Origin of the sequence: Kocuria sp. CPCC 205260 (genome assembly GCF_040981045.1) — a bacterium.
GTDB lineage: Bacteria > Actinomycetota > Actinomycetes > Actinomycetales > Micrococcaceae > Kocuria > Kocuria palustris.
On sequence record NZ_JAVKPT010000006.1, the window covers coordinates 1 to 20,369 of the forward strand.

Annotated in this window: 18 protein-coding genes, 1 tRNA gene and 2 pseudogenes; 5 read left to right on the plus strand and 16 right to left on the minus strand. The window is 70.2% G+C overall.

Going from position 1 to position 20,369, the window contains the following annotated elements; translation table 11 throughout:
* Both RF645_RS09975 and RF645_RS09980 read right to left on the minus strand, forming a co-directional pair.
* On the minus strand, positions 1-652 hold a 652-nt coding region (locus RF645_RS09975; protein ID WP_368819022.1), incomplete at its 3' end, for a transposase.
* A gap of 83 nt (positions 653-735) precedes the next feature.
* Positions 736-990 (minus strand): annotated as a pseudogene (locus RF645_RS09980) (transposase); the annotation flags it as partial.
* Positions 991-1,046: 56 nt separating this feature from the next.
* Here RF645_RS09980 and RF645_RS09985 point away from each other — a divergent pair.
* Both RF645_RS09985 and RF645_RS09990 read left to right on the plus strand, forming a co-directional pair.
* Positions 1,047-1,514, plus strand: a complete 468-nt coding sequence (locus RF645_RS09985; RefSeq protein ID WP_040561087.1) for a hypothetical protein — start codon at positions 1,047-1,049, stop codon at positions 1,512-1,514.
* Positions 1,507-2,688: a tyrosine-type recombinase/integrase gene (locus tag RF645_RS09990; RefSeq protein ID WP_006214980.1), complete on the plus strand. Its 1,182-nt coding sequence runs from the start codon at positions 1,507-1,509 to the stop codon at positions 2,686-2,688. The genes RF645_RS09985 and RF645_RS09990 overlap by 8 nt, the downstream gene beginning before the upstream one ends.
* Before the next feature lie 428 nt (positions 2,689-3,116).
* Here the strand turns inward: RF645_RS09990 and RF645_RS09995 are convergent.
* The 7 genes from RF645_RS09995 to dusB form a co-directional block, all read right to left on the minus strand.
* Positions 3,117-3,189 (minus strand) — tRNA-Asn (locus RF645_RS09995).
* 78 nt (positions 3,190-3,267) lie between these two features.
* Positions 3,268-5,223 carry a DNA primase gene (gene dnaG / locus RF645_RS10000; RefSeq protein WP_006214982.1) on the minus strand — a complete coding sequence of 652 codons (1,956 nt, stop codon included), beginning with the start codon at positions 5,221-5,223 and terminating at the stop codon, positions 3,268-3,270.
* A gap of 34 nt (positions 5,224-5,257) precedes the next feature.
* Positions 5,258-6,601 (minus strand): aromatic acid/H+ symport family MFS transporter, encoded by a 1,344-nt coding sequence (locus RF645_RS10005; protein ID WP_006214983.1) that lies wholly within the window; start codon positions 6,599-6,601, stop codon positions 5,258-5,260.
* A 151-nt stretch (positions 6,602-6,752) separates the two neighbouring features.
* Complete coding sequence (locus RF645_RS10010; RefSeq protein WP_006214984.1) at positions 6,753-7,016, minus strand: hypothetical protein; 264 nt, start codon at positions 7,014-7,016, stop codon at positions 6,753-6,755.
* Positions 7,017-7,165: 149 nt separating this feature from the next.
* Positions 7,166-8,509, minus strand: coding sequence for a NupC/NupG family nucleoside CNT transporter (locus RF645_RS10015; protein ID WP_006214985.1), 1,344 nt, complete (start codon positions 8,507-8,509; stop codon positions 7,166-7,168).
* Positions 8,510-8,706: 197 nt separating this feature from the next.
* Complete coding sequence (locus RF645_RS10020; RefSeq protein WP_040561107.1) at positions 8,707-10,029, minus strand: deoxyguanosinetriphosphate triphosphohydrolase; 1,323 nt, start codon at positions 10,027-10,029, stop codon at positions 8,707-8,709.
* 88 nt (positions 10,030-10,117) lie between these two features.
* Entirely contained in the window at positions 10,118-11,383 is a 1,266-nt protein-coding gene (dusB, locus tag RF645_RS10025) for a tRNA dihydrouridine synthase DusB (protein ID WP_006214987.1), read from the minus strand.
* A gap of 181 nt (positions 11,384-11,564) precedes the next feature.
* Here dusB and RF645_RS10030 point away from each other — a divergent pair, with 181 nt between their 5' ends.
* On the plus strand, positions 11,565-12,107 hold the full coding sequence (locus tag RF645_RS10030; RefSeq protein WP_157796646.1) for a TM2 domain-containing protein: 543 nt from the start codon (positions 11,565-11,567) through the stop codon (positions 12,105-12,107).
* 7 nt (positions 12,108-12,114) lie between these two features.
* Complete coding sequence (locus tag RF645_RS10035) at positions 12,115-12,624, plus strand: TM2 domain-containing protein (protein ID WP_040561091.1); 510 nt, start codon at positions 12,115-12,117, stop codon at positions 12,622-12,624.
* Between the two features lie 115 nt (positions 12,625-12,739).
* Here the strand turns inward: RF645_RS10035 and RF645_RS10040 are convergent, their stop codons facing one another.
* The 4 genes and pseudogenes from RF645_RS10040 to RF645_RS10055 all read right to left on the minus strand — a co-directional run bounded on the left by RF645_RS10040 (position 12,740) and on the right by RF645_RS10055 (position 16,770).
* Positions 12,740-13,720: an N-acetyltransferase gene (locus tag RF645_RS10040; RefSeq protein WP_368819023.1), complete on the minus strand. Its 981-nt coding sequence runs from the start codon at positions 13,718-13,720 to the stop codon at positions 12,740-12,742.
* A 13-nt stretch (positions 13,721-13,733) separates the two neighbouring features.
* Positions 13,734-15,113 (minus strand): glycine--tRNA ligase, encoded by a 1,380-nt coding sequence (locus RF645_RS10045; protein ID WP_368819024.1) that lies wholly within the window; start codon positions 15,111-15,113, stop codon positions 13,734-13,736.
* A 202-nt stretch (positions 15,114-15,315) separates the two neighbouring features.
* A pseudogene (locus tag RF645_RS10050) lies at positions 15,316-15,684 on the minus strand (hypothetical protein); the annotation flags it as partial.
* 24 nt (positions 15,685-15,708) lie between these two features.
* Positions 15,709-16,770: a DMT family transporter gene (locus tag RF645_RS10055; RefSeq protein WP_368819025.1), complete on the minus strand. Its 1,062-nt coding sequence runs from the start codon at positions 16,768-16,770 to the stop codon at positions 15,709-15,711.
* 75 nt (positions 16,771-16,845) lie between these two features.
* Between RF645_RS10055 and RF645_RS10060 the strand changes: the two genes are divergently transcribed.
* A complete protein-coding gene (locus tag RF645_RS10060) occupies positions 16,846-17,082 on the plus strand; it encodes an RNA-binding S4 domain-containing protein (protein WP_053447689.1) in 237 nt (78 codons plus the stop codon).
* 17 nt (positions 17,083-17,099) lie between these two features.
* Here the strand turns inward: RF645_RS10060 and RF645_RS10065 are convergent, their stop codons facing one another.
* The 3 genes from RF645_RS10065 to RF645_RS10075 form a co-directional block, all read right to left on the minus strand.
* Complete coding sequence (locus tag RF645_RS10065) at positions 17,100-17,735, minus strand: alpha/beta hydrolase (RefSeq protein WP_061711423.1); 636 nt, start codon at positions 17,733-17,735, stop codon at positions 17,100-17,102.
* A 162-nt stretch (positions 17,736-17,897) separates the two neighbouring features.
* Positions 17,898-18,437: an endonuclease domain-containing protein gene (locus tag RF645_RS10070; protein ID WP_368819026.1), complete on the minus strand. Its 540-nt coding sequence runs from the start codon at positions 18,435-18,437 to the stop codon at positions 17,898-17,900.
* 757 nt (positions 18,438-19,194) lie between these two features.
* A complete protein-coding gene (locus tag RF645_RS10075; protein ID WP_368819074.1) occupies positions 19,195-20,367 on the minus strand; it encodes a homoserine O-acetyltransferase in 1,173 nt (390 codons plus the stop codon).
* Positions 20,368-20,369 lie beyond the last annotated feature (2 nt).

A 20,369-nucleotide genomic window follows, 5' to 3' on the forward strand; every position in this document is an offset into this window, starting at 1 on the left:
GCATCACCATGCCGGGGATGCGGCCACGACCCTCGATGGCCCCGCGAGGCTTGCGAGCCGTCCTTCCGGACCGCAGGCACCGGGCCAGTTCACGGCGCAACTCGCCTCTGCCCTGCACGAACAGCGACTGGTAGATCGTCTCGTGGCTCACACGCATCTGCGGATCATCGGCATGATCCAACCGTAGGCGCACCGCGATCTCGTCGGGCGACCACAACTGCTCCAGCCGACTGGCGACCTCCTCGAGCAGTCGGCCGGGCCTAAGCTTGAACGGCTTCGGCCGACGAGTCTGCTGGCGGGCACGTTCATGTGCGCGCCAAGCCGAGTATTCGCAGCGGCCTCCGCCGCGCTTGACCTCACGGCTGATGGTGGACACCGTTCGCCCCAGCTGCCCGGCGATCGCGGTGAATGTGTCGCCACGATTGATCCCCAGAAGGATCTGCTCGCGCTCATCGATCGTCAGGCAGCCCTGGCGTGGTTTCCAGCCGAGCGGTTTGGCATCGAGGTGCCTGCCGCTCCGGGCCATGACCCCGACCATCGGCGCGCTGCAGCCGATCTCCTTGGCGATATCGACCAGCCGCCAGCCCCTCGCGTGCAACCTGAGCGCCAGCTGCTTCTGCTCCCGGCTGAGATGACCGTGCTTGCCCTGCATCCGGATCCTCCTGTGGTCAGTGACTGTCCCATCTCACAGGAGATGTTGCGCTGACCGCTTGAATCCGCCATCGCATTCGCTCGGCGCAGCTCACGGACTTCGGACTCCAGCTCGCGGAGTCGTTGCGCATCACTGGTGGTGGTTCCAGGGCGCTGGCCCTCATCGATCTGGGCTTGGCGGACCCAGCCGCGCAGGGTCTCGGGATTGATCCCGAGCTGCTCACCGACTCGGCGGAACACCGCACGACCGTTGCCTTCTTCTGCTTGGTCCATCGCCAGCCGGACCGCGCGTTCGCGAAGCTCGTCAGGGTACTTCCTCGGTGCTGCCATGCTCTGCATCCTTCCGTGGGATCAGAGCCTCCACCAGGCCCAGGGCGATACAGTCGGGGTGGCCTGTGTTCCACCAGACGACGCTTGCCCGCATCGAAGCTGGCAGCCGGCCGGTCAAGCTGGACGCGGCCATTGCGATCGCTGGGAGCCTCGATGTAGACCTCACCAGGCTGGTCAACGACCAGGACGCAATGATGGTCCAACGGCCCTACCAAGCCGCGATGCGGACCCGTGATAAACTGGTAGCCCTGGCCGCCACCTATATCCGACGCCAGATCTCGCTGACCGTGGTGCTGGAGGCATCGCCGGACGCGCTGCAGGGCATGGACGCCGCAGAAGCCTCCACCATCACCAGGGAGAGCCCCGGCGATGTGGCCATGGAAGGTGTCATCGACCTTGCAGCGGCCGCCGAGATGTACAGCTACGAGGAATACCGAGAGCTCGCCCTCCAGTCAGCACGAGGGATCCATCAGAGGCACAGCCGAAAGGGCACCACCGAGGCCCTGGGCGAGGAAGGCGAGACCGATGCCTAGGCCGCAGCTGCCCATCGGCACGTTGGGTGAGATCAGCACCACCGAGTTCGGGAAGCGCCGCGTGCGCGCCCGTGCCCGCTACCGGGATCTGACCGGCAAGACGCGGCAGCTCGAGGCCACGAGCGCGACCGCGGCGCGGCGCGCTCTCGAGCGCACCTTCTCGCAGCGTATGGCCGCAGCCGGCGACCTCATCACCCCGTCCATGCGGGTGGCCGCACTGGCCGAGGTGTGGGTGGCGGAGATCGCGCAGTCCTCGCGGCCGCCGCAGACGGTGGCGCAGTACCGGCGCACGGTGGAGACGGTGATCGTTCCGGGCGTCGGCGGGCTGACGCTGTGGGAGGCCAACACCGGACAGCTGGATCGCTTCTTGAAGGGCGTCGCGGCCGAGACACCCGGGCGGGCCAAGACGGCCAAGACGGTGCTGGCGCAGATGTTCGGGCTGGCCGCTCGCCATGATGCTGTGCGGGCCAACCCGGTGCCGGACACGCGGCTGCCGGGGCGCCAGCCCAAGGCGGTGCGGGCGCTGAGCGTGGAGGAGGTGCGGGCTCTGCGGCGCGGGCTGCGCGCCTACCTGGCACAGCCGGCCGCCCACGGGCCTGCCCGTGCGCAGGACCTCGCGGAGGTCGTGGACGTGGCCTTGGGGACGGGCGCCCGTGTGGGTGAGCTGCTGGCCCTGCGGTGGGCGGACGTAGACCTCGGGGCCTCCCCCGTGACGGTGACGATCAGCGGGACGGTGGTCCGCACGGAGGCCGGTCTGGTCCGACAGGGGCACGCCAAGACGGCGGCCGTGTTCCGCACGGTGTCCGTGCCGCGGTTCGCCGCTGATGTTCTGCTGCGTCGATCGGTGGAGGAGCTGCCGAACACCCGCGATCTGGTGTTCCCGTCGTCCACGGGGACGCTGCGGGAGGTGAACAACCTCGAGCGGCAGTGGCGTGACGCCAGGATCGGAGCACCTGCGCGGCTTCGACTGGGTCACCTGGCACACGTTCCGCAAGACGGTGGCCACGCTCGTGGATCGGTCCTCGGGCACGGAGGACGCGGCTGCGGTGCTGGGACACTCGGGCACGGCGGTGACCTCGAAGCACTACGTTCAGCGGGCGTCCGTGGCCCCGGATGTGTCGGCGGCGCTCGAAAGCCTCGGCGACTGATTCATCAACGGCCGGTGATTTTGTAGCCGCGCCCGTCAGGCATGGGTTCCACTCGTTGTGACGGGCTCTTCCAGTAGGCACCGAACCTCGCAAGGATCTCCTCGTCCGAGACCTGGCCGTCAGCGGGAGCCCAATCGTCAGGGACGGAGTGACCGTTGAAGGCCCCGCACCTGGCGCAGAAGAAAGATGCTTCCGCGGCCTTGGACGCGGGCTTGCGGATCGTGCCTCCGTTGACGGGGATGGTCCTCTCCCAGGTCTCCCTCTCCGAGTAGTCGAGGATGCGGAGGTCGTCGGCGGTCTGGCAGCTGCGGCATGTTGGCTCATCCATACAGTCAGCCTAGGACCAGACAGCCGAATCGAAAACGCGGGGTAAGCGTGGGATCCTGCTAGTTTCTGGTTCGAGATGAGAAGGGCCCCACCAGACATCGTGCCTGGTGGGGCCCTCTTTTCACTGCTCCCCCGACTGGACTCGAACCAGTAACCCTTCGATTAACAGTCGAATGCTCTGCCAATTGAGCTACGGGGGAAAGTGCACGTCGCCGTGCAACAGACAGACACCCTACCCCGTGCGGTGCGCCCGCGCAAAAACCCGTCACAGGCTCGGCTCAGGCCGGACGCAGCTGGCGACGGCGGGCCTCCAGATCGAGCAGGCTGCGGCTGATCTCGCGGAAGCGCTCCGGCTCCTGGACCGACGACGTCCGCTGCAGCTCGGCTCGCAGATCCGCCTGGCGCCGGTTGATCTGGCGGTCGAAGAGGTGGTTGATCACCCCGGTGGCGTAGCGCTCGAGCTGCTGCTCGGAGGACGCCGGCAGGGCCCGCATGGACAGTCCCGCCAGATAGCCGTGCAGCTCCTGCGGAAGGGCCGCGCGAAGGGCCTCGATCCAGCCTCGCCCCGGGGTGATCTGCTGATCCGCGCCGATACCGGCGAGCACCTGGACCACCCCGCGATGCACCGCGGTGTGCACGGGATGCGCGCACTCGGCCTCGGTGAACTGCTGCCACTCGGCCGGGCCCAGCAGGTGCGGGACCTGCACGACGACCTCCAGCGCCTCCTTCTCCGTGCGCAGCAGCGGATCGCGGGGATCCGGCCACTCGATGCGCGGAGGCTGTGCGGCGCCGTCGTCGGGCGGGCCGTCGGAGTCCTGAGGGCCGCGCGGACGCTGGTCCGAGCCATCGACCGGGCGGTCGAACGTGCGCTGCTGCCCGGGGCCGGCCCCGCCGCCGTCACCGCGGGCCTCCGTCCGCGCGGAGGTCTCCACGGCCTGGACGACGTCCGGGACCTCCAGCCCCAGCCACCCGGCCAGCTGGCGGGCGTAGGCCGGGCGCAGCGTGGTGTCGCGGATGCGGGCCACGATGGGGGCGGTCGCGCGCATGGCCTGGACGCGCCCCTCGAGGGATTCGAGGTCGTAGCGCTTCATGGCCGCGCGGATCGCGAACTCGAACAGCGGTCGCTTGGCACTGAGCAGCGAGCGCACAGCGGCGTCCCCGCGGGCCAGGCGCAGCTCGCACGGATCCATGCCGTTGGGCTCCACAGCCACGAAGGTCTGGGCCATGAAGCGCTGGTCCTCCTGGAAGGCACGCAGGGCGGCCTTCTGCCCGGCCTCGTCGCCGTCGAAGGTGAACACGACCTCGCCGCCGGAGCCGTCGTCCGAGAGGAAGCGGCGCACGACCTTGATGTGCTCGGCGCCGAATGCGGTGCCGCAGGTGGCCACGGCCGTGGGCACCCCGGCCAGGTGCATGGCCATCACATCCGTGTAGCCCTCGACCACGACCACCTGACGCTGCTTGGCGATCTGGCGCTTGGCCTTGTCGATCCCGTAGAGCACCGTCGACTTCTTGTAGAGCTGGGTCTCGGGGGTGTTGAGGTACTTGGGGCCCTGGTCGTCGTCGTAGAGCTTGCGGGCGCCGAAGCCGATGATCTCCCCGCCGATCCCCCGGATGGGGAAGATCAGCCGGCCGCGGAAGCGGTCGATCAGCCCGCTGCGCCCGGAGGAGAACATGCCGGTGCCCTCGAGCTCATCGTCCGTGTAGCCGCGCTTGCGCAGGTGATCCAGGAGCTTGGTCCAGCCCTGCGGGGCGTAGCCGACGCCGTAGTCGGCGGCGTCCTGCGGGGAGAAGCCGCGATCGCCCAGGTAGGTGTGCGCGGCGCGGGCCCCGGCGGTGCGCAGCTGTGCCTGGAAGTACTCGGCGGCGACCTTGTGGGCGTCCAGCAGCCGCTGACGGCGGCCCACCATGGCCTTGTCCGGGCCGCTGCCCTGCTCGTAGTGCAGCTCGTAGCCGATCCTGGCGGCCAGCCGCTCGACGGTCTCGGCGAATGTGGTGTGCTCCATGGCCTGGACGAAGGCGATGACATCGCCGGACTCGTCGCAGCCGAAGCAGTGGTACGTGCCGTACTGCGGGCGGACGTGGAACGACGGCGTGCGCTCGTCATGGAAGGGGCACAGCCCCTTGTAGGAGCCGATGCCGGCGGACTTGAGCGTGACGTAGCCCTCGACGATCTCGCGGATATCCGTCCGCGAGCGCACTTCGTCGATGTCCTCGCGCTTGATCAGTCCTGCCACCGCACCAGTCTACGACCCGCCGCCAAGCCCCCGATCAGTCGATCGGCTGCCTGTGGACGGGACTGTCCTGGGCCTCGGGGTCCAGGGTCCGGGTGGCCGACAGCGCCCCGCCGCCCAGCAGCGCGGCCAGTGCGAAGGCGAAGAAGCCCCACGGGTAGGCCAGCCCAGCGGAGAGCAGGGTGCCGCCCACCAGGGGCCCGGAGATCGCGCCCAGGCGCCCGGTGCCGGCCGACATGCCGAGTGCGGTGGCGCGGACCTGTGCCGGGTAGTTGGAGGCGGTGAACGCGTAGACCAGCACCTGCGCGGAGAACACGAAGCAGCCGGTGATGAAGACCATGACGTAGATCCCGCCCAGCGGCAGTCGGATCACCAGCGCTGCGAGCATCACGGCAGCGCCCAGGAACCAGACGATGCCCGCGACCCGCGGGGTGAACCGGTCGGCGGCCCGTCCTGCGATGAACAGCCCGACGATCGCGCCCACGTTGAGGATCAGCAGGAAGCCCAAGGCGTTGCCGAGGTCGTAGTCGGCGGCGCGCATGATCTGCGGCAGCCAGGTGTTCAGGCCGTAGACCAGCAGCAGGCCCATGAAGGAGGCGATCCACAGGATCACGGTGTTGCGACGGTACGGACCGGACAGCAGCAGGCCGGCCCCGACCTTCTCCTGCTGGGCATCCGATCCGGCCCGGGTGAGGGCCTCCTGGCGCTCCAGCCGCGCGGCGAAGTCGATCCCGTAGTGCTCGGCGACCGCCCGGGCCTCGTCGCGGCGGCCCTGGGAGAGCAGGAACTCCGGGGACTCCGGCAGGTAGCGCAGCATCAGCGGCACCAGGATCACGGCCGGAAGGGCGCCGGCGATGAACATGGCGTGCCAGGACAGCTGCGTCACGATCCAGATCGCCAGGGCGGCGGTGAGCACCGCCCCCACGTGGTAGCCGGTCATGACCGTGGTGGTCGCGTTGCCTGTGCGACGGGCGGAGGAGAACTCGGTGACCATGGAGATCGCGGTGGGCAGGCAGCCGCCCAGGCCCACGCCGGCCAGGAAGCGCAGGATCCCGAACACGGCGATCGAGTCGGTGAAGGCCATGGCCAGGGTCAGCAGGGAGAAGATCGTCACCGCGCCGATCAGCATCCGACGGCGGCCGAAGCGGTCCGTGGCCCACCCCATCCCCAGAGCGCCGACCATCATGCCGAACAGCCCGGCGGTCGCCACGGCCGTGCCGGAGGCGGGCGTGAGGCCGAAGCCCGGGTCCTCGATCATGGACGGCATGACCGCACCCAGCACGACGGCGTCGAACCCGTCGAGCAGCACGGCGATCCAGCACAGCGGCGCCACCCAGGCGCGGCCACGCAGGACCTGGTTCACGGGGGTCTCAGCGGGCACGGTCGTGTCTCCTTCGCGCAGGGCGATTCGGGGTTCGGACCCACGGGACGCGGGCCGGTTCACTGTAATCCGCGTCACTCGCCGCCCGAAGGCCGGTTCCGTTCAACGGGATGACGGCATGCCGACAGTCGCTGCCGCCGGAGGGCCGTCTTCAGCGCCGGATGATCGACTGCCGACGCAGCTCCTGGACGAAGACCACGGTGCCCACGCCGACGAGGATCAGCCCGACGACCAGCCCGAGCAAGCGCACCCACGCAGCCACCTCGATCAGGTGCGGCACCACGATCGACAGCGCGGCGATCAGCAGGACGATGGCGGAGACGATCATCCCGGGGGCGCGCGAGGCCTCCTGGAGCTCTGACGAGTCGATCCCGGCGGGGACGCGGCCGTTCGGGGACTGCTGTGCCGATGCCATGATCTGGCGCTCCTTGGAGGGTGGGTGCGGGCGGGGCCCGGTGCTGGGGGCTGGTCCGGTCTCGGGCCGGCGGCAGACAATGACGCGGCCCCTCGGCGCCCCATCCTACTGAGGTGTCCGACGGGCCGCGTCGCGTGCGCCTGAACCGCTCAGGCGAGCATGATGCCGGCGATGGCAGCGGACATCAGGTTGGCCAGCGTGGCCGCCAGGATGGCGCGGATGCCGAGCTCGGCGATCTCCGGACGGCGCTCCGGGGCCAGCCCGCCCAGGCCGCCGAGCAGGATGCCCAGCGAGCTGAGGTTGGCGAAGCCGGTGAGGGCGAACGTGGTGATGGCCGCTGTCTTGGGGCTGAAGCTCTCGATCTGCGGGCCGAAGTCGGCGAAGGCCACGAACTCGTTGACCACGACCTTCTGCCCCACGAAGCTGCCGGAGGCCACGGCCTCGTTCCACGGCACGCCGATCATGGTCATGATCGGGGCGAAGACCCAGCCCAGGATCTGCTCGAACGTCAGATCGGGAGCGCCGAACCAGCCGCCGATGGTCCCGATGATCAGGTTGACCAGGGCGATCAGCGCGATGAACGCCAGCAGCATGGCGCCCACGGTCAACGCCAGGCGCAGGCCGTCGCTGGCGCCGGCCGCGGCGGCGTCGATCACGTTGCGGTGCTTGAGGGCGTCTCCCGGATCCTCCACGACGACGGCCTCCTCAGGCCGCTCGCCATCGGCCCAGGGGGCATCGGCTGCGGCGTCGTCGGTCGCTGCGACGACGGGGACGTCGCTGTTCTCGGCGGCCAGCTTGGCGGCACCGGCCTTCTCCAGGCGGTCGGCCTCCTCGTCCGAGACGGTCTCCGGCTCGAGGATCTTGGCCATCAGCAGCGCGCCCGGCGCGGCCATGAAGGAGGCGGCGATCAGGTACTCGAGCGGGGCGCCCAGCAGGGAGTAGCCGACCAGCACGGAGCCGGCGACGGTCGTCAGCCCGCCCACCATGACGGCGAACAGACCGGAGCGGGTGAGCCCGGGGATATAGGGGCGGATGACCAGGGGCGCCTCGGTCTGCCCCACGAAGATGTTGGCCGCCGTGTTGACGGACTCGGCGCGGCGGGTGCCCAGCAGCCAGCCGATGCCGCGGCCCAGCCAGTTCACGACGAACTGCAAGATGCCCCAGTGGTAGAGCACCGCGGTCAGCGAGGCAAAGAAGATGATGACCGGCAGGACCTGCAGCGCGAAGACCACGCCGTCCTCCGGCACGAGTCCGCCGAAGACGAAGCTGATGCCGGCGTTGGCCGAGCCGATGACCTCCTGGACGCCGTTCGAGACGACCTCGAGGACCCGCTGACCGAACGGCCAGTAGAGCACGGCGATGCCGAACACGACCTGCAGGCCGAGCGCGGCCACGACGGTGCGGAGCTTGATGGCCCGCCGGTTCGAGGAGAGGAGGAAGGCGATGAGCAGGATCCCTGCCATGCCGCCGATGCCCCAGAGGATTCCGATCACGGTGTGCTGCCTGTTCCCGCGTCCTGCGCGTGTCGTCGGTGCCTGTCGGCGAAACGGTGGTGCGGGAACTCACCTGCAGAGTCCCGCTGTGCCTCCGCCGTCATGCGGACGCGGGGGCAGTCTAAGGGAGCTGAGCGCGGGCTGAGGAGAACCTGGCAGTTCGGCCCGTCGCGCTGGTCCGGACGCCCTCGAAGGAATCACCAGAGAGGGGTATCCCCCAGCCGCCGGTCGGTGCCCAGGATGCGGTGATGCAGCCGCACCGCCGAGGTGTCGGTCAGCGAGGCCACCTGGTCGATCACGATGCGCAGGCGCAGGGCCTCGGCACCGGGGCCTCCGCCGACGTCGTGCCAGTCGCCGCGGAACTCCGGGGCCAGGTAGCGGCCATCCGAGTCCATCATGGCCTCCACCAGCAGACGCAGGGTCTCGCGCTGGCGGTCGTAGACCACCTGCGAGTCGCGCTCGGTCATCACGTAGGTCACGGCGATGCCCTTGAGCACGGCGATCTCCACGTCGGTCTCGTGCGGGACCACCAGGGAGGCGTCGTAGCGGGTCAGCGGATCCGAGCCCGTGACTCGATGCGTGGCGGCCACGGCCGACGTGGCGAAGCGCCCGATCAGCTGGGAGGTCATGTCCTTGAGCCGAGCCAGGTCCTGGCGCGATCCCCGCATCTCGGAGGCCCATTCCGGGGCGTTCTCCAGGCGGGTCAGCGCCTCGTCCATCTCGGCGTCCTCCGCACCCGGGAGGTACCACTCGCGGGTCTTGTCGAACACGCGCTCGCGCTGGGCGGGGTCCTTCAGCCGGGACAGCCGCACGGCTCCTGCGGCGACGGCGTCCTCGACGTCGTGCACCGAGTAGGAGATGTCATCGGCCAGGTCCATGACCTGTGCCTCGAGGCACTTGGTGCGCGCCGGGGCACCCTCGCGCATCCATTCGAAGACCGGCAGGTCGTCCTCATAGACGCCGAACTTCCGCGAGCGCGTCCCGTCCGCCTGCTGAGGCGCCTCCGAGGCCCGCCACGGATACTTGCACGTGGCATCCAGCGCGGCGCGGGTGAGGTTCAGCCCGGCGGGGCTGCCGTCCCGGGCGATGACCTTGGGCTCCAAGCGCACGAGCAGCCGCAGGGTCTGCGCGTTGCCCTCGAAGCCGCCGATGTCCCCGGCGAGCGCGTTGAGCTCGGTCTCCCCGTTGTGCCCGAACGGCGGGTGGCCGAGGTCGTGGGACAAACAGGCGGCGTCGACGACGTCCGGGTTGCAGCCCATGAGCCGGCCGATCTCCCGGCCGATCTGGGCGACCTCGAGCGAATGCGTGAGGCGGTTGCGCGCGAAGTCATCGGCGCCCGGGTCGACCACCTGGGTCTTGGCGGCCAGTCGGCGCAGAGCCGAGGAGTGCAGCACGCGGGCGCGGTCGCGCTCGAAGTGCGAGCGGTACTTGTTGTGGTGGTCCTCGCGCACCCACCGCTCGATGTCGCGGGCGCTGTAGCCGGGCTCGGCCTCGCGAGTGCGGTCGACGGCAGCGAGCATCTCCGCCACGCCCTCGAGGGGAAGCTCCTGCTGGTTCTCGTGGCTCAGCTCATCCATCACCAGGCCATTGTGCCCGCTCGGGGGCACCTCAGCCGCCGGAGACGTCGAGCTCTGCGTCGACCAGACCCAGGCGCTGGTCGTCGTGGATCTGCCGGTCCTCGAGCCACCGGTCCGGCAGAGCGGCCTTCTTGGGGTTGCCGGCGCGACCGCGCGGCCCCTCCACATCAGCACCGGGGTACGGCTGATCCAGGTCCATGGAGGAGAGCAGCTCCTCAAGCTGATCCAGCGTCTCGACCAGGGACAGCTTCGCGCGCAGGTCGCCACCGACCGGGTAGCCCTTGAAGTACCAGGCCACGTGCTTGCGGATCTCCCGCAGGCCCTGCAGCTCGTCGCCGTCCTGCTCGGCCAGCAGCTGGGCGTGGCGGTAGATGGTGGCGGCCACGGCGCGCAGTCCGGGGCGGGCTCGCTCCCGACTGCCGTCGAACGCGGCCTGCAGATCGCCGAACAGCCAGGGCCGCCCCTGGCAGCCGCGGCCGATGACCACGCCGTCCACACCCGTCTCGTTCACCATGCGCACGGCGTCCTCGGCGGACCAGATGTCGCCGTTGCCCAGGATCGGCATGTCCGGGATCGCCTCGCGCAGTCGCGCGATCGACGACCAGTCGGCCTGGCCGGAGTAGTGCTGCTCCAGGGTGCGCCCGTGCAGGGTCATCCCGGCGATGCCGAGGTCGCGGGCCATCCGACCCGCCTCGAGGTAGGTGAGGTGGTCGTCGTCGATACCCTTGCGGGTCTTGATCGTGACGGGCAGCCCCTGGGCCTCGCGGACGGCGGCGGAGAGGATCGCCTCGAAGAGATCCGTCTTCCACGGCAGCGCCGATCCCCCGCCGCGCTTGGTGACCTTGGGCACGGGGCAGCCGAAGTTCAGGTCGATGTGATCGGCGATGTCCTCCTCGACCACCATCCGCACGGCCTTGCCCACGTTGACCGCGTCCACGCCGTAGATCTGCACCGAGCGCGGGGTCTCGTGCGGGTCGTGGTGGACGATCTGCAGGGACTTCTCCCGCCGCTCCACCAGGGCGCGGGCCGTGACCATCTCGGTCACGTACAGCCCGCCGCCGTGGGCGCGGCACAGCGCGCGGAAGGCCTTGTTCGTCACCCCGGCCATGGGTGCGAGCACCACGGGAACGTCGATCGTCAGCCCGCCCAGCCGCAGCGGCGGCAGGTCCAGGGTCACGGCCTCGTCGGCAAGCGTGGTCTCGATCGTCCCGGGGCCGAACGGCTGACGGTACGACGACGGCCCCGGCGCTTGCTGCGCGAGAGCGGTCTCCTGGCGGGGCTCGGCGGTGGTGGTCATCCGGGCATCTTCCCACAGGACCGTCGCCCTGTTCGGGCGATCTCCGGCACATTCCAGGGTCGCCGATGCCTGGTCCGGAATCCGGCGATGGAGTTCACATGCGCAAATCAGTCGCCTAGGATGGGAGCAGGCCCGGTGGTGCACCTCGATGCCGCTCCTCCCCGACCGACAGGAGATCGCCGTGACGCACATTCCGACCGGCTCGCAGCCGACCCCCGATGCGGCGCAGGGCCCCTGGGGTCACCAGCCTGCGCCCGGGACGCCCGGACAGGCAGCGGCTCCTCAGCCGGGACCGCGTCAGGGCTGGGGCACCCCCATGGATCCGGCGGCCACGCAGGCCGCCTGGCGCTACTCGGCGCGCTCCAAGAACAACACCGTGGCATGGCTGCTGTGGCTGGGCGGGCCGTTCCTGATCGGCCTGCCCATCCACGACTTCTACTTCGGCGCCGTGGGACGCGGTCTGCTGAAGCTGGGGCTGATCGTCTTCGCGTTCATCGCCCTGTTCGGCGGGATGATCGGCGGGGTCGCCGCTTCCGGCAGCAGCGAGAGCACCGCTGGCGTGCTGATCATTCTCGGGGTCGTGCTGTGCATCGGCTCGTTCGTCGCCATCCTGATCTGGTGGATCGTGGACGGCGTGACCATGACCTCGCGCCTGGAGCGCACCAACGACCGCATCCGCCGCGAGATCGCCGCCCAGCAGGGCGTCGATCCCTGGTCGTTCTGAGCCGGCCATGACCTACCCGCACCCCGCCGGCCCCTGGCCCGCACGCCCCGGCCCCTGGGCCCCTGCGCCCATGGATCCCGCGCACCGCCAGGCCGCGGTGCGCTATGAGGCCCGCGCCAAGAAGCCCATCGCGGCCTGGATCCTGTGGATCCTCGGCCCGTTCCTCCTCCACGTCCCCGTGCACGACTTCTACCTCGGCGCCGTCGGCCGCGGGCTGGTCAAGCTGATCCTGGCGGGCACCGCCTGGGCGGGGGCCATCACGGCCTACGCCATGCTCATGGTCACCTACGAAGAGGGCTTCGACACCGGCGAGCCCGGAAGCGTCGGGGACGCGGCCATCACCGGGCCGGGCCCCGTCTTCTGGGCCGCGCTGATCGTCATGGCTCTGACTGGGCTGGTGACCGTCATCTGGTGGATCGTCGACGGCGTGGGCATGAGCCGGCGGCTCGAGCGCCTGGACGCGCAGCTGCGCCAGGAGCTCTCCCGCGACCACGGGGTGGATCCCTGGGCGTTCTGAGCGGCGCGGCCGTCGCGCGCTTCCCACGCCACGACAGCGGCCGGTGCCTCCCCAGAGAAGAGGAGGCACCGGCCGCTGTCATCAGCCCAGAAGGTGCGGGCTCAGACGGTGAGGCTCACTCGGCCGGATCGGCGTAGGTCACGGACTCGTCCACGACCTTGGCCACCCCGTCCGCGACGAGCTGGGCGCACACGATCGCAAGCGGGCGCATGGCGTCTGTGACCTCCACGCGCACCGGGTAGCGGGCCACGAGCAGACCCAGCAGCTTGGCGACCGCGATCGCCGCGTCCTCGTCGGACAGCGACGGGTCCCAGCCGACCAGGACGTCGGTGGGCAGGTCGTCGAGCTCCTCGAGCCGCTCGGCGTCGGCCTGCGAGCGCTCCTGATCCAGCTCGAGCGAGCGGTAGCTGATCGCGAAGGCGCCGATGCTCCCGCTGCGCCCCGCCCCGCGGTCGATCCCGCGGCGCAGCACGATCGCACCGTAGGCCTGGGAGGTCTCGGAGAGGAACTGCTGGTTCACCTTCCCCAGCGACAGCTCGGCCGGGGCGTCCCAGGCGTTGACGGCGCGGTAGAACTCCCCCACCGCCTTGGTGAGCTCGACGGAGCCGGTGGCCAGGTCCTCGATCGCCTCGGTGGCCGAGTCGCCCTCGCCGATCGGCTGCGGCGGCAGGGCGCCGGGCGCGATGACGACATGGCGGTGCGTCATGACCGGCACCATGCCGGAGTGCTCGGCGAAGCCCGCCCCCGAGGTCTGGGGTGCGGCCTTGGTGCGCAGCGGCTTGTCCGGGAAGGCCTCGGCTGCGATCTGCCGCAGGCGGTCCGCGATCAGCCGGCCCGTGCCCTCGCCGCGGTTGGCCGTGGCGACCTCCGCGAAGGCCCACACCCGCTCCGGGTGCAGCGGGTGCAGCTGCACGGCTCCGCCGCCGATCACCACGTCGTCGTCGACGGCCACGACCGTGCGCGACCACGCGGGCTCGTCGGTGTCCGGACCCATCAGTGCCCGCAAGGCGACGACGGGGTCGGCCTCCGGGGCGGGCAGGACCTCGAGCAGGGCGAGGTCATCGCCCTGCTCCCAGGCGCGCAGTTCCACACTCATGCGATCCCCCCGCTCAGCAGCCCAGCTTGTCGGCCAGGTACGAGCTGACCTTGTCCAGGGAGACGCGCTCCTGGGTCATCTCGTCGCGCTCGCGGATGGTCACGGCCTGGTCCTCGAGGGTGTCGAAGTCCACCGTGACGCAGTACGGCGTGCCGATCTCGTCCTGGCGGCGGTAGCGGCGGCCGATGGCCCCGGCGTCGTCGTAGTCGATGTTCCAGCGGCGCCGCAGCTCGGCGGCCAGGTCTCCGGCCACGCCCTTGAGGTCGTCCTTCTTGGACAGCGGCAGGACCGCGGCCTTGACCGGGGCCAGGCGCGGGTCCAGGCCCAGCACGGTGCGCACATCCGTGCCGCCCTTGGTGTTGGGAGCCTCCTCCTCGCGGTAGGAGTCCACCAGGAACGCCATCATGGAGCGCGTGAGGCCGAAGGACGGCTCGATCACGTACGGGGTGTAGCGCTCGCCGGAGGCCTGGTCGAAGTACTGCATCTTGGTGCCCGAGGCCTCGGTGTGGTTGCTCAGGTCGAAGTCCGTGCGGTTGGCCACGCCCATCAGCTCGCCCCACTCCGAGCCCTGGAAGCCGAAGCGGTACTCCAGGTCGATCGTGGCGTCCGAGTAGTGGGCGCGCTCGCCGTCCGGCACATCGAAGCGGCGCAGGTTCTCGGGGTTCACGCCCAGATCGGTGAACCAGCGCTCGCAGTCATCCACCCAGGTGTCGAACGAGGGCTTGGCCTCCTCCGGGTGCACGAAGTACTCGATCTCCATCTGCTCGAACTCGCGGGTGCGGAAGATGAAGTTGCCCGGGGTGATCTCGTTGCGGAAGGCCTTGCCGATCTGGCCGATGCCGAACGGCGGACGCTGACGGGCAGCCGTCACCACGTTGAGGAAGTTCACGAAGATGCCCTGGGCGGTCTCCGGGCGCAGGTAGTGCTTGCCCTTCTCGTCGTCGACGGGGCCCAGGTAGGTCTTCATCAGGCCCGAGAACTGCTGCGGGTCCGTCCACTGGCCCTTGGCGCCGCAGTTGGGGCAGTTGATCTCGGCCATGGACTCGGGCGCGCGGCCCTTCTTGTCCTCGAAGGCCTCCTCCAGGTGGTCCTGGCGGTGGCGGGTGTGGCACGAGGTGCACTCGACCAGCGGGTCCGTGAACGTGGCGACGTGGCCCGAGGCCTCCCACACGGCCGAGGGCAGGATGATCGAGGAGTCCAGGCCCACCATGTCCTGGCGTCCGCGCACGAAGGTCTGCCACCACTCGCGCTTGATGTTCTCCTTGAGCTCCGCGCCCAGGGGGCCGTAGTCCCAGGCCGAGCGCGAGCCGCCGTAGATCTCACCCGCCTGGAACACGAAGCCGCGTCGCTTGCACAGCGAGATGACGTTGTCCAGCGTGGACTTGGGGGCCATGAGATGCACACTCCGGTATCTGCCGCGACCGCTGGCTGCGGCCTGGCGTGGGGTTTCCGTACGGGGTCCTCGGGTGCACGAAGGCACCGACCGCCAGGGTAGTCAACGACGACGACGGCCCGCGACTCCCGGTGCGCTCAGCGGTGCTCAGCTCTCCAGACGGCGAATGCGGTCATGTCTGCTCCCTGTACGGCGACCCTGATCAGCCGCTCCGACCGAGCAGCTCGACCAGCTGCGCCTCACTCAGCGGCGGATGCTCGGAGGTCGCCTCGGGAAGGGAGATCGCATCCAGCAGCAGATCCGCGTAGCGGTGCACGAGCTTCGGATCCACAGACCCGGCGCGCTCCTGCACCGCCCCGAGCATCGTGAAGAACATCGGCAGGTCGGCAGAGCTGAAGTCGGCGCGGATCTGGCCGTCGCTCTGAGCGCGCGCGATCAGCTGCTCGATCAGCGGGATGAACTGCGCGCGGACCCTGAGCAGACGCGCCTGGTGCTCCGAGCGCCCGTCGAGCAGCTGCCCGATGGCCACGGAGTCGCTGATCCAGCCCACCACGGTGCGCAGGAAGCGGAAGAGGCCCTCGCGGGCGTCGTCGTCTCAGGCGGCGCTCGCCCGCCGCTTCCAGGGCAGGGACACGACGACGAGGCCCACGAAGGTCAGCGCCGTCCCCAGCACCGTCAGCGGGGCGACCACCGCGCCGCTGGTCGGCACGAGAAGATCCAGCAGCAGCGCGCCGGTGAGCATCCCGGCGGTCAGGGACAGGCTCGTGCGCAGGATCCCGATGATCCGCGAGAGCACCGCTCCTGCCGCCACGAACAGCACGCCGCACACGCCGCCCAGGTAGAGCCACCATTCGGAGGGGAAGTGCCACGGCGGCAGGTCAGCGGTGAGCCGGTGGATCACCGTGGCGACGATCAGCGCCAGCACGCCCTCGGCGAAGTTCAGCACGGTCGGGGTGATCGGCGTCCCGGCCTCCGCCCCGATCCGCCCGTTGAAGGCCGTCTGCAGGGCGGAGCCGAGGCCGGCCAGCACGGGCAGGAGCAGCAGCGCCAGGATGAGGGCCGGGCTGCGGGCCTCGGCGCCGTCGTCGCCGAAGTGCGGCAGCTGCGCGATCAGCACGGAGATCACAATGATCCCCGTGCCCAGCAGCCGCCAGCCGGTCAGCGGCTTCATCCCGCCGGGGCCGATGCCCGCACGGTCCACCCCGAGCCCGCCGACCGACTGGCCGACGACCATGCCCAGGATGAACACCGAGACGCCCACCATCGGCGTGGTCACGGTCTGCACCACCACCAGGAACGCGCCGAAGACGCCGGAGAGAAGGAAGATCGCGGGCAGGCGTCGGGCCCGGAAGGCGCCCAGCGCCGTGATGAGGCCGCGCCGCCCGGCAGGGATCAGCACGGTGCCCAGCAGCACGATCGCGAAGCCCACGGAGAAGCCGGTGAGGCCTGCGGCCACGGAGTCCCCGGTGCGCGCGCCCAGCTCGCCGTTGACGCGCGACTGGACGGCCATGGCGCCGCCTGCGAGCACGGCTGCGATCTGGGCGATCAGCACCGTGACGGGACTGTGGGTCTGCGCCGGGGCCCTCACGACATCCTGGGGCGGCTGCGGGTTCTCGGGCTGGTCGGCATTCTCGGGGAGGGGTTCTGAGGTGGGCACCGGATCAGGCTACTCCCGGGGCCTTCCGGTCCTCCCCGAGCTGGGCTCATGGCCTCGGTGGGCCACAATGGAGCCATGACCACCACCGGAAGCACCCCCGAAGAGCTGCCCATCCGCGACGAGATGATCCGACTGGGCCAGGCCCTCAAGCTCGGCAGCCTGGTCGAGGACGGCGCCATGGCGCGCACCGCCGTCGAGGAGGGCATGGTCCAGGTCAACCACGACATCGAGACCCGCCGCGGCCGACAGCTGCACGACGGCGACGTCATCACTTACAACGGGACCTCGCTGGTCATCCGCGCCGAGGGCTGAACGGGCCCCGGCCTGGCTCAGCGTCCCAGGACCATGCGGGTCAGGTACTCATTGACGTGCCCGATCTCCTGCGGCGAGACGCTGTGGCCGATGCCCTGGTAGTGGACCTTCATGGTGTCCGCATGCTCCACGAGCCACTCGGCGGTCATGTCCACCAGCTGGTCGTTGACGATGGGGTCCTGCGGGTCGCGGCCCCAGAAGAGCTTGAAGGGCTTCTCCTTCAGCTCGTCGTCGCGGAAGATCTCCAGCGGCTCCGGCACCACGAAGCCCGACAGCCCGATGACCGCAGTGATCTCGCTCGGCATGGCCCGCACCAGCGACGTGGCGATCGACATGCCCTGGGAGAACCCCAGCAGCGTGGTCGACGGACGCCCCTCGGCCTGCTCCCGCAGCCACCCCACGAGCGGCTCGACCGCGGCGCGGATGGCCTCGGGTCCGAAGGCCTCCTCGTCGTAGAGCGGGAACCAGCTGTAGCCGGGAGGCTGGGCCAGCGGGGCGCGCACCGAGGCCACTACGAAATCCTGCGGCAGCTGCGGCACCAGGCCCATGAGGTCCTGCTCGTTCGAGCCGAAGCCGTGGAAGAGCACCAGCAGGGGCGCCTCCGGGGACTCGGCGGGGTCACGGTTCCACATCACGACGGGGTTTTCGCTCATGCCGACCATCATGGCATCCGCGCGCAGCACGCCCCGCTTCCGTCGCTCCTCTCGCTCCCGCGCGGAGGAACTGCCGCTGAGGGGACGCAACGAACGTCTTCCCGCGCCTGAATCGTGTCGCACGCGTCCCTTCACGAGATCTCGCACTCGGGCGGCGGCTCGTCAGGGCCCTGCGAGCTCCCACGCCCGGACCGCTTGCCGATGTGCCCGCACCAGGGCGACGATCCTCGGCTCGCATCCAGGATCCGTCGGATCCACGACGTCGAGATCCGTGTGCACCACACGCAGCTCCGTCCACCCGGCCGCTTCCGTAGCCCGCTGCCGCTCCACATCCCGAAGTCGCTGCCGCGGGTCCTCGTGGACCGCACCGTCGACCTGCACGGCCAGCCGGTGCCTGCGATCCGCGAGGTCAGGGTGGACCCGACGGCCACCCGGGGATCGGATCTCGACATCAGCCTCCCACCCGGTGAAGCGATGGTCCTCCAGCACGAGCCGCGTATAGGTCTCCAGCGGCGAGTCCACTCCGGCGACCGCGCGCAGCAGGGCCTGGCGCACCCTGCGGACGCCGCGATGGCTCTCGAACCGCTCGAGATCGGTGCTGAGGTCTCTCTGGCTGCGAAGCGCCGGCACGCCCCGGCTGATGCCCGTGCGGTGCTCGCAGATCACACCGTCGATGACGGCCACGAGCTGCTGGTGAGTCATGACGTGCCGACCGCGAGCGTCAGTCGATGCGGCCAGGTCCAGCAGTGTTCGGGCCGGGGACGTGAGGCGGACCGAGCCGTCGGTCCAGAGATCCTCGGCATGGAACTGACTCCGGTGCCCGACGACGCCGTGTCCTCGAGGCCTTGATCATGTCGAGGAGCACAGATGGATGCCGCCGACATGCCCGAGCCTGCCGGGGAGCCGGAAGTCGTGGAGGATGGCGGCCGTCGTGTGGCTGGCTGCCCAGCCTTCCTGCTGCAGAGCCGGGAGGATCCTCAGCAGACCGGATCTGGTGCGGGGGTCAGGGCGCGAATCGGCGCAGGACCACAGGCCCTTGCCCCAGGAGCAGTACTGCCTCCCCGACAGATGACGCTTGGCGACGCCTGCCGCTTCAGCCTCGGCGGTCGTGAAGACGCGGCCCTGCAGGCAGGCAGGTGGACTGTGACGTGGTCTCGGCATGGCAGACAGTGCAGCGGATCACGGCGCCGACCGATGCGAACGGATCCGCTCCCCGCCGTCGTCGCCCCGGTCCAGTGCCCGAAAGGGCGTCTGTGGAGGCATGAACGCCGTACTTCGGATCTGCGTTGCCCGGGATTCCGTGTGGACCGGGGATCTCGTGCGCGCAGTACGCCGAGGGGACGCACAGGGCGCACGGGATCGCCGACGGGACGCATCGGACGTCTAATCCGGCGTGAATCGTGACGAATGGGTCCCCTCGGCGGCGAGGAGGGTCGATGCGTCGCTTCGGTAGGGCCCCTCAGGAGAGGAAGGCGGCTCGGACCAGCTCGCCGATCTGCTCGTGCTCGATCAGGAAGCCGTCGTGCCCGGCGCCGGAGCGTATGGTGCGGTGGGGGACGTCGCCGGGCAGAAGCCGGGCGAGGTCCTCGGATTCCGAGGGCAGGTAGAGCCGATCCGAGTCGACCGAGGCCACGAGCCAGTCGCAGGTGGTGGCCGCGAGCGCCTGCCTGACGCCGCCGCGGCCGCGGCCGACGTCGTGGCCCATGAGGGCGTCGTTGAGCACCAGGTAGGAGTTGGCGTCGAAGCGGCCCACGAGCTTGGCGGCCTGATGATCCAGGTAGCTCTCGATCGCATACCGGCCCCGACGGCGCCCCGGCAGCGGCGCCCCCGGATCTTCGCCGGCCTGCGCCGCATTGCCGAAGCGCGCATTGAGGTCCGGTGCCGCGCGGTAGGTGGTGTGCGCGATCCGCCGTGCGATTCCGAGGCCCACGGAGGGGATGACGCCGTCGTAGTAGTCGCCGCCGCGGAAGTCGGGGTCGTTGCGGATCGCCAGGCGCTGCGCCTGGCCCCATGCGATCTGCTCGGCGCTCGAGGCGGCGGTCGAGGCGATCACCGCACAGGCGCGCACCTGCTCGGGGAACGTGGCGGCCCACTCGAGGGCCCGCGCACCGCCCATGGAACCGCCGACGACCAACCGCCAGGACGCGATGCCCAGCTGCTCGGCCAGGCGCTGCTCGGCGCGCACCGAGTCGCGGATCGTCACCGCGGGGAAGTCCGATCCCCACGGAAGACCGGCCCGCGGGCTGCCCTCCGGGATCAGGGTCGACGGACCCGTGGAGCCGTAGCAGCCCCCGAGCATGTTGATGGCGACCACGAAGAAGCGGTCGGTGTCGATCGCCCGCCCGGGCCCGATCAGTCCGTCCCACCAGCCCGGTGCCTCGGCGGAGACACGGTCAAAGGAGGTGGCGTCCTCGGCGACCCGTCCGCGCGTGACATGGGTGTCTCCAGTCAGCGCATGCGCGACGAGCACCGCGTTGGAGGCGCGGTCGTCGAGCTCGCCCCAGGTCTCGTAGGCCAGCTCGACATCGGGCAGCACGGCCCCGGATTCCAGCCCGAGGTCGCCGATGCGGGCGCGGCGCAGCAGCCCCTCGGTGCGGAAGGGCTGCTGCGAGCGCGCGGTCGTGCTCTGGATGG

Bases quoted from the DNA above. Each gene is read 5' to 3' on its own strand.
- RF645_RS10035 (WP_040561091.1), top strand. From the start codon at position 12,115: ATGACCTACCCGCACCCCGCCGGCCCCTGGCCCGCACGCCCCGGCCCC.
- RF645_RS10070 (WP_368819026.1), bottom strand. From the start codon at position 18,437: ATGACTCACCAGCAGCTCGTGGCCGTCATCGACGGTGTGATCTGCGAG.
- RF645_RS10065 (WP_061711423.1), bottom strand. From the start codon at position 17,735: ATGAGCGAAAACCCCGTCGTGATGTGGAACCGTGACCCCGCCGAGTCC.
- RF645_RS10040 (WP_368819023.1), bottom strand. From the start codon at position 13,720: ATGAGTGTGGAACTGCGCGCCTGGGAGCAGGGCGATGACCTCGCCCTG.
- RF645_RS10010 (WP_006214984.1), bottom strand. From the start codon at position 7,016: ATGGCATCGGCACAGCAGTCCCCGAACGGCCGCGTCCCCGCCGGGATC.
- dusB (WP_006214987.1), bottom strand. From the start codon at position 11,383: ATGACCACCACCGCCGAGCCCCGCCAGGAGACCGCTCTCGCGCAGCAA.
- RF645_RS10020 (WP_040561107.1), bottom strand. From the start codon at position 10,029: ATGCTCGCTGCCGTCGACCGCACTCGCGAGGCCGAGCCCGGCTACAGC.
- RF645_RS10060 (WP_053447689.1), top strand. From the start codon at position 16,846: ATGACCACCACCGGAAGCACCCCCGAAGAGCTGCCCATCCGCGACGAG.
- RF645_RS09990 (WP_006214980.1), top strand. From the start codon at position 1,507: ATGCCTAGGCCGCAGCTGCCCATCGGCACGTTGGGTGAGATCAGCACC.
- RF645_RS10045 (WP_368819024.1), bottom strand. From the start codon at position 15,113: ATGGCCCCCAAGTCCACGCTGGACAACGTCATCTCGCTGTGCAAGCGA.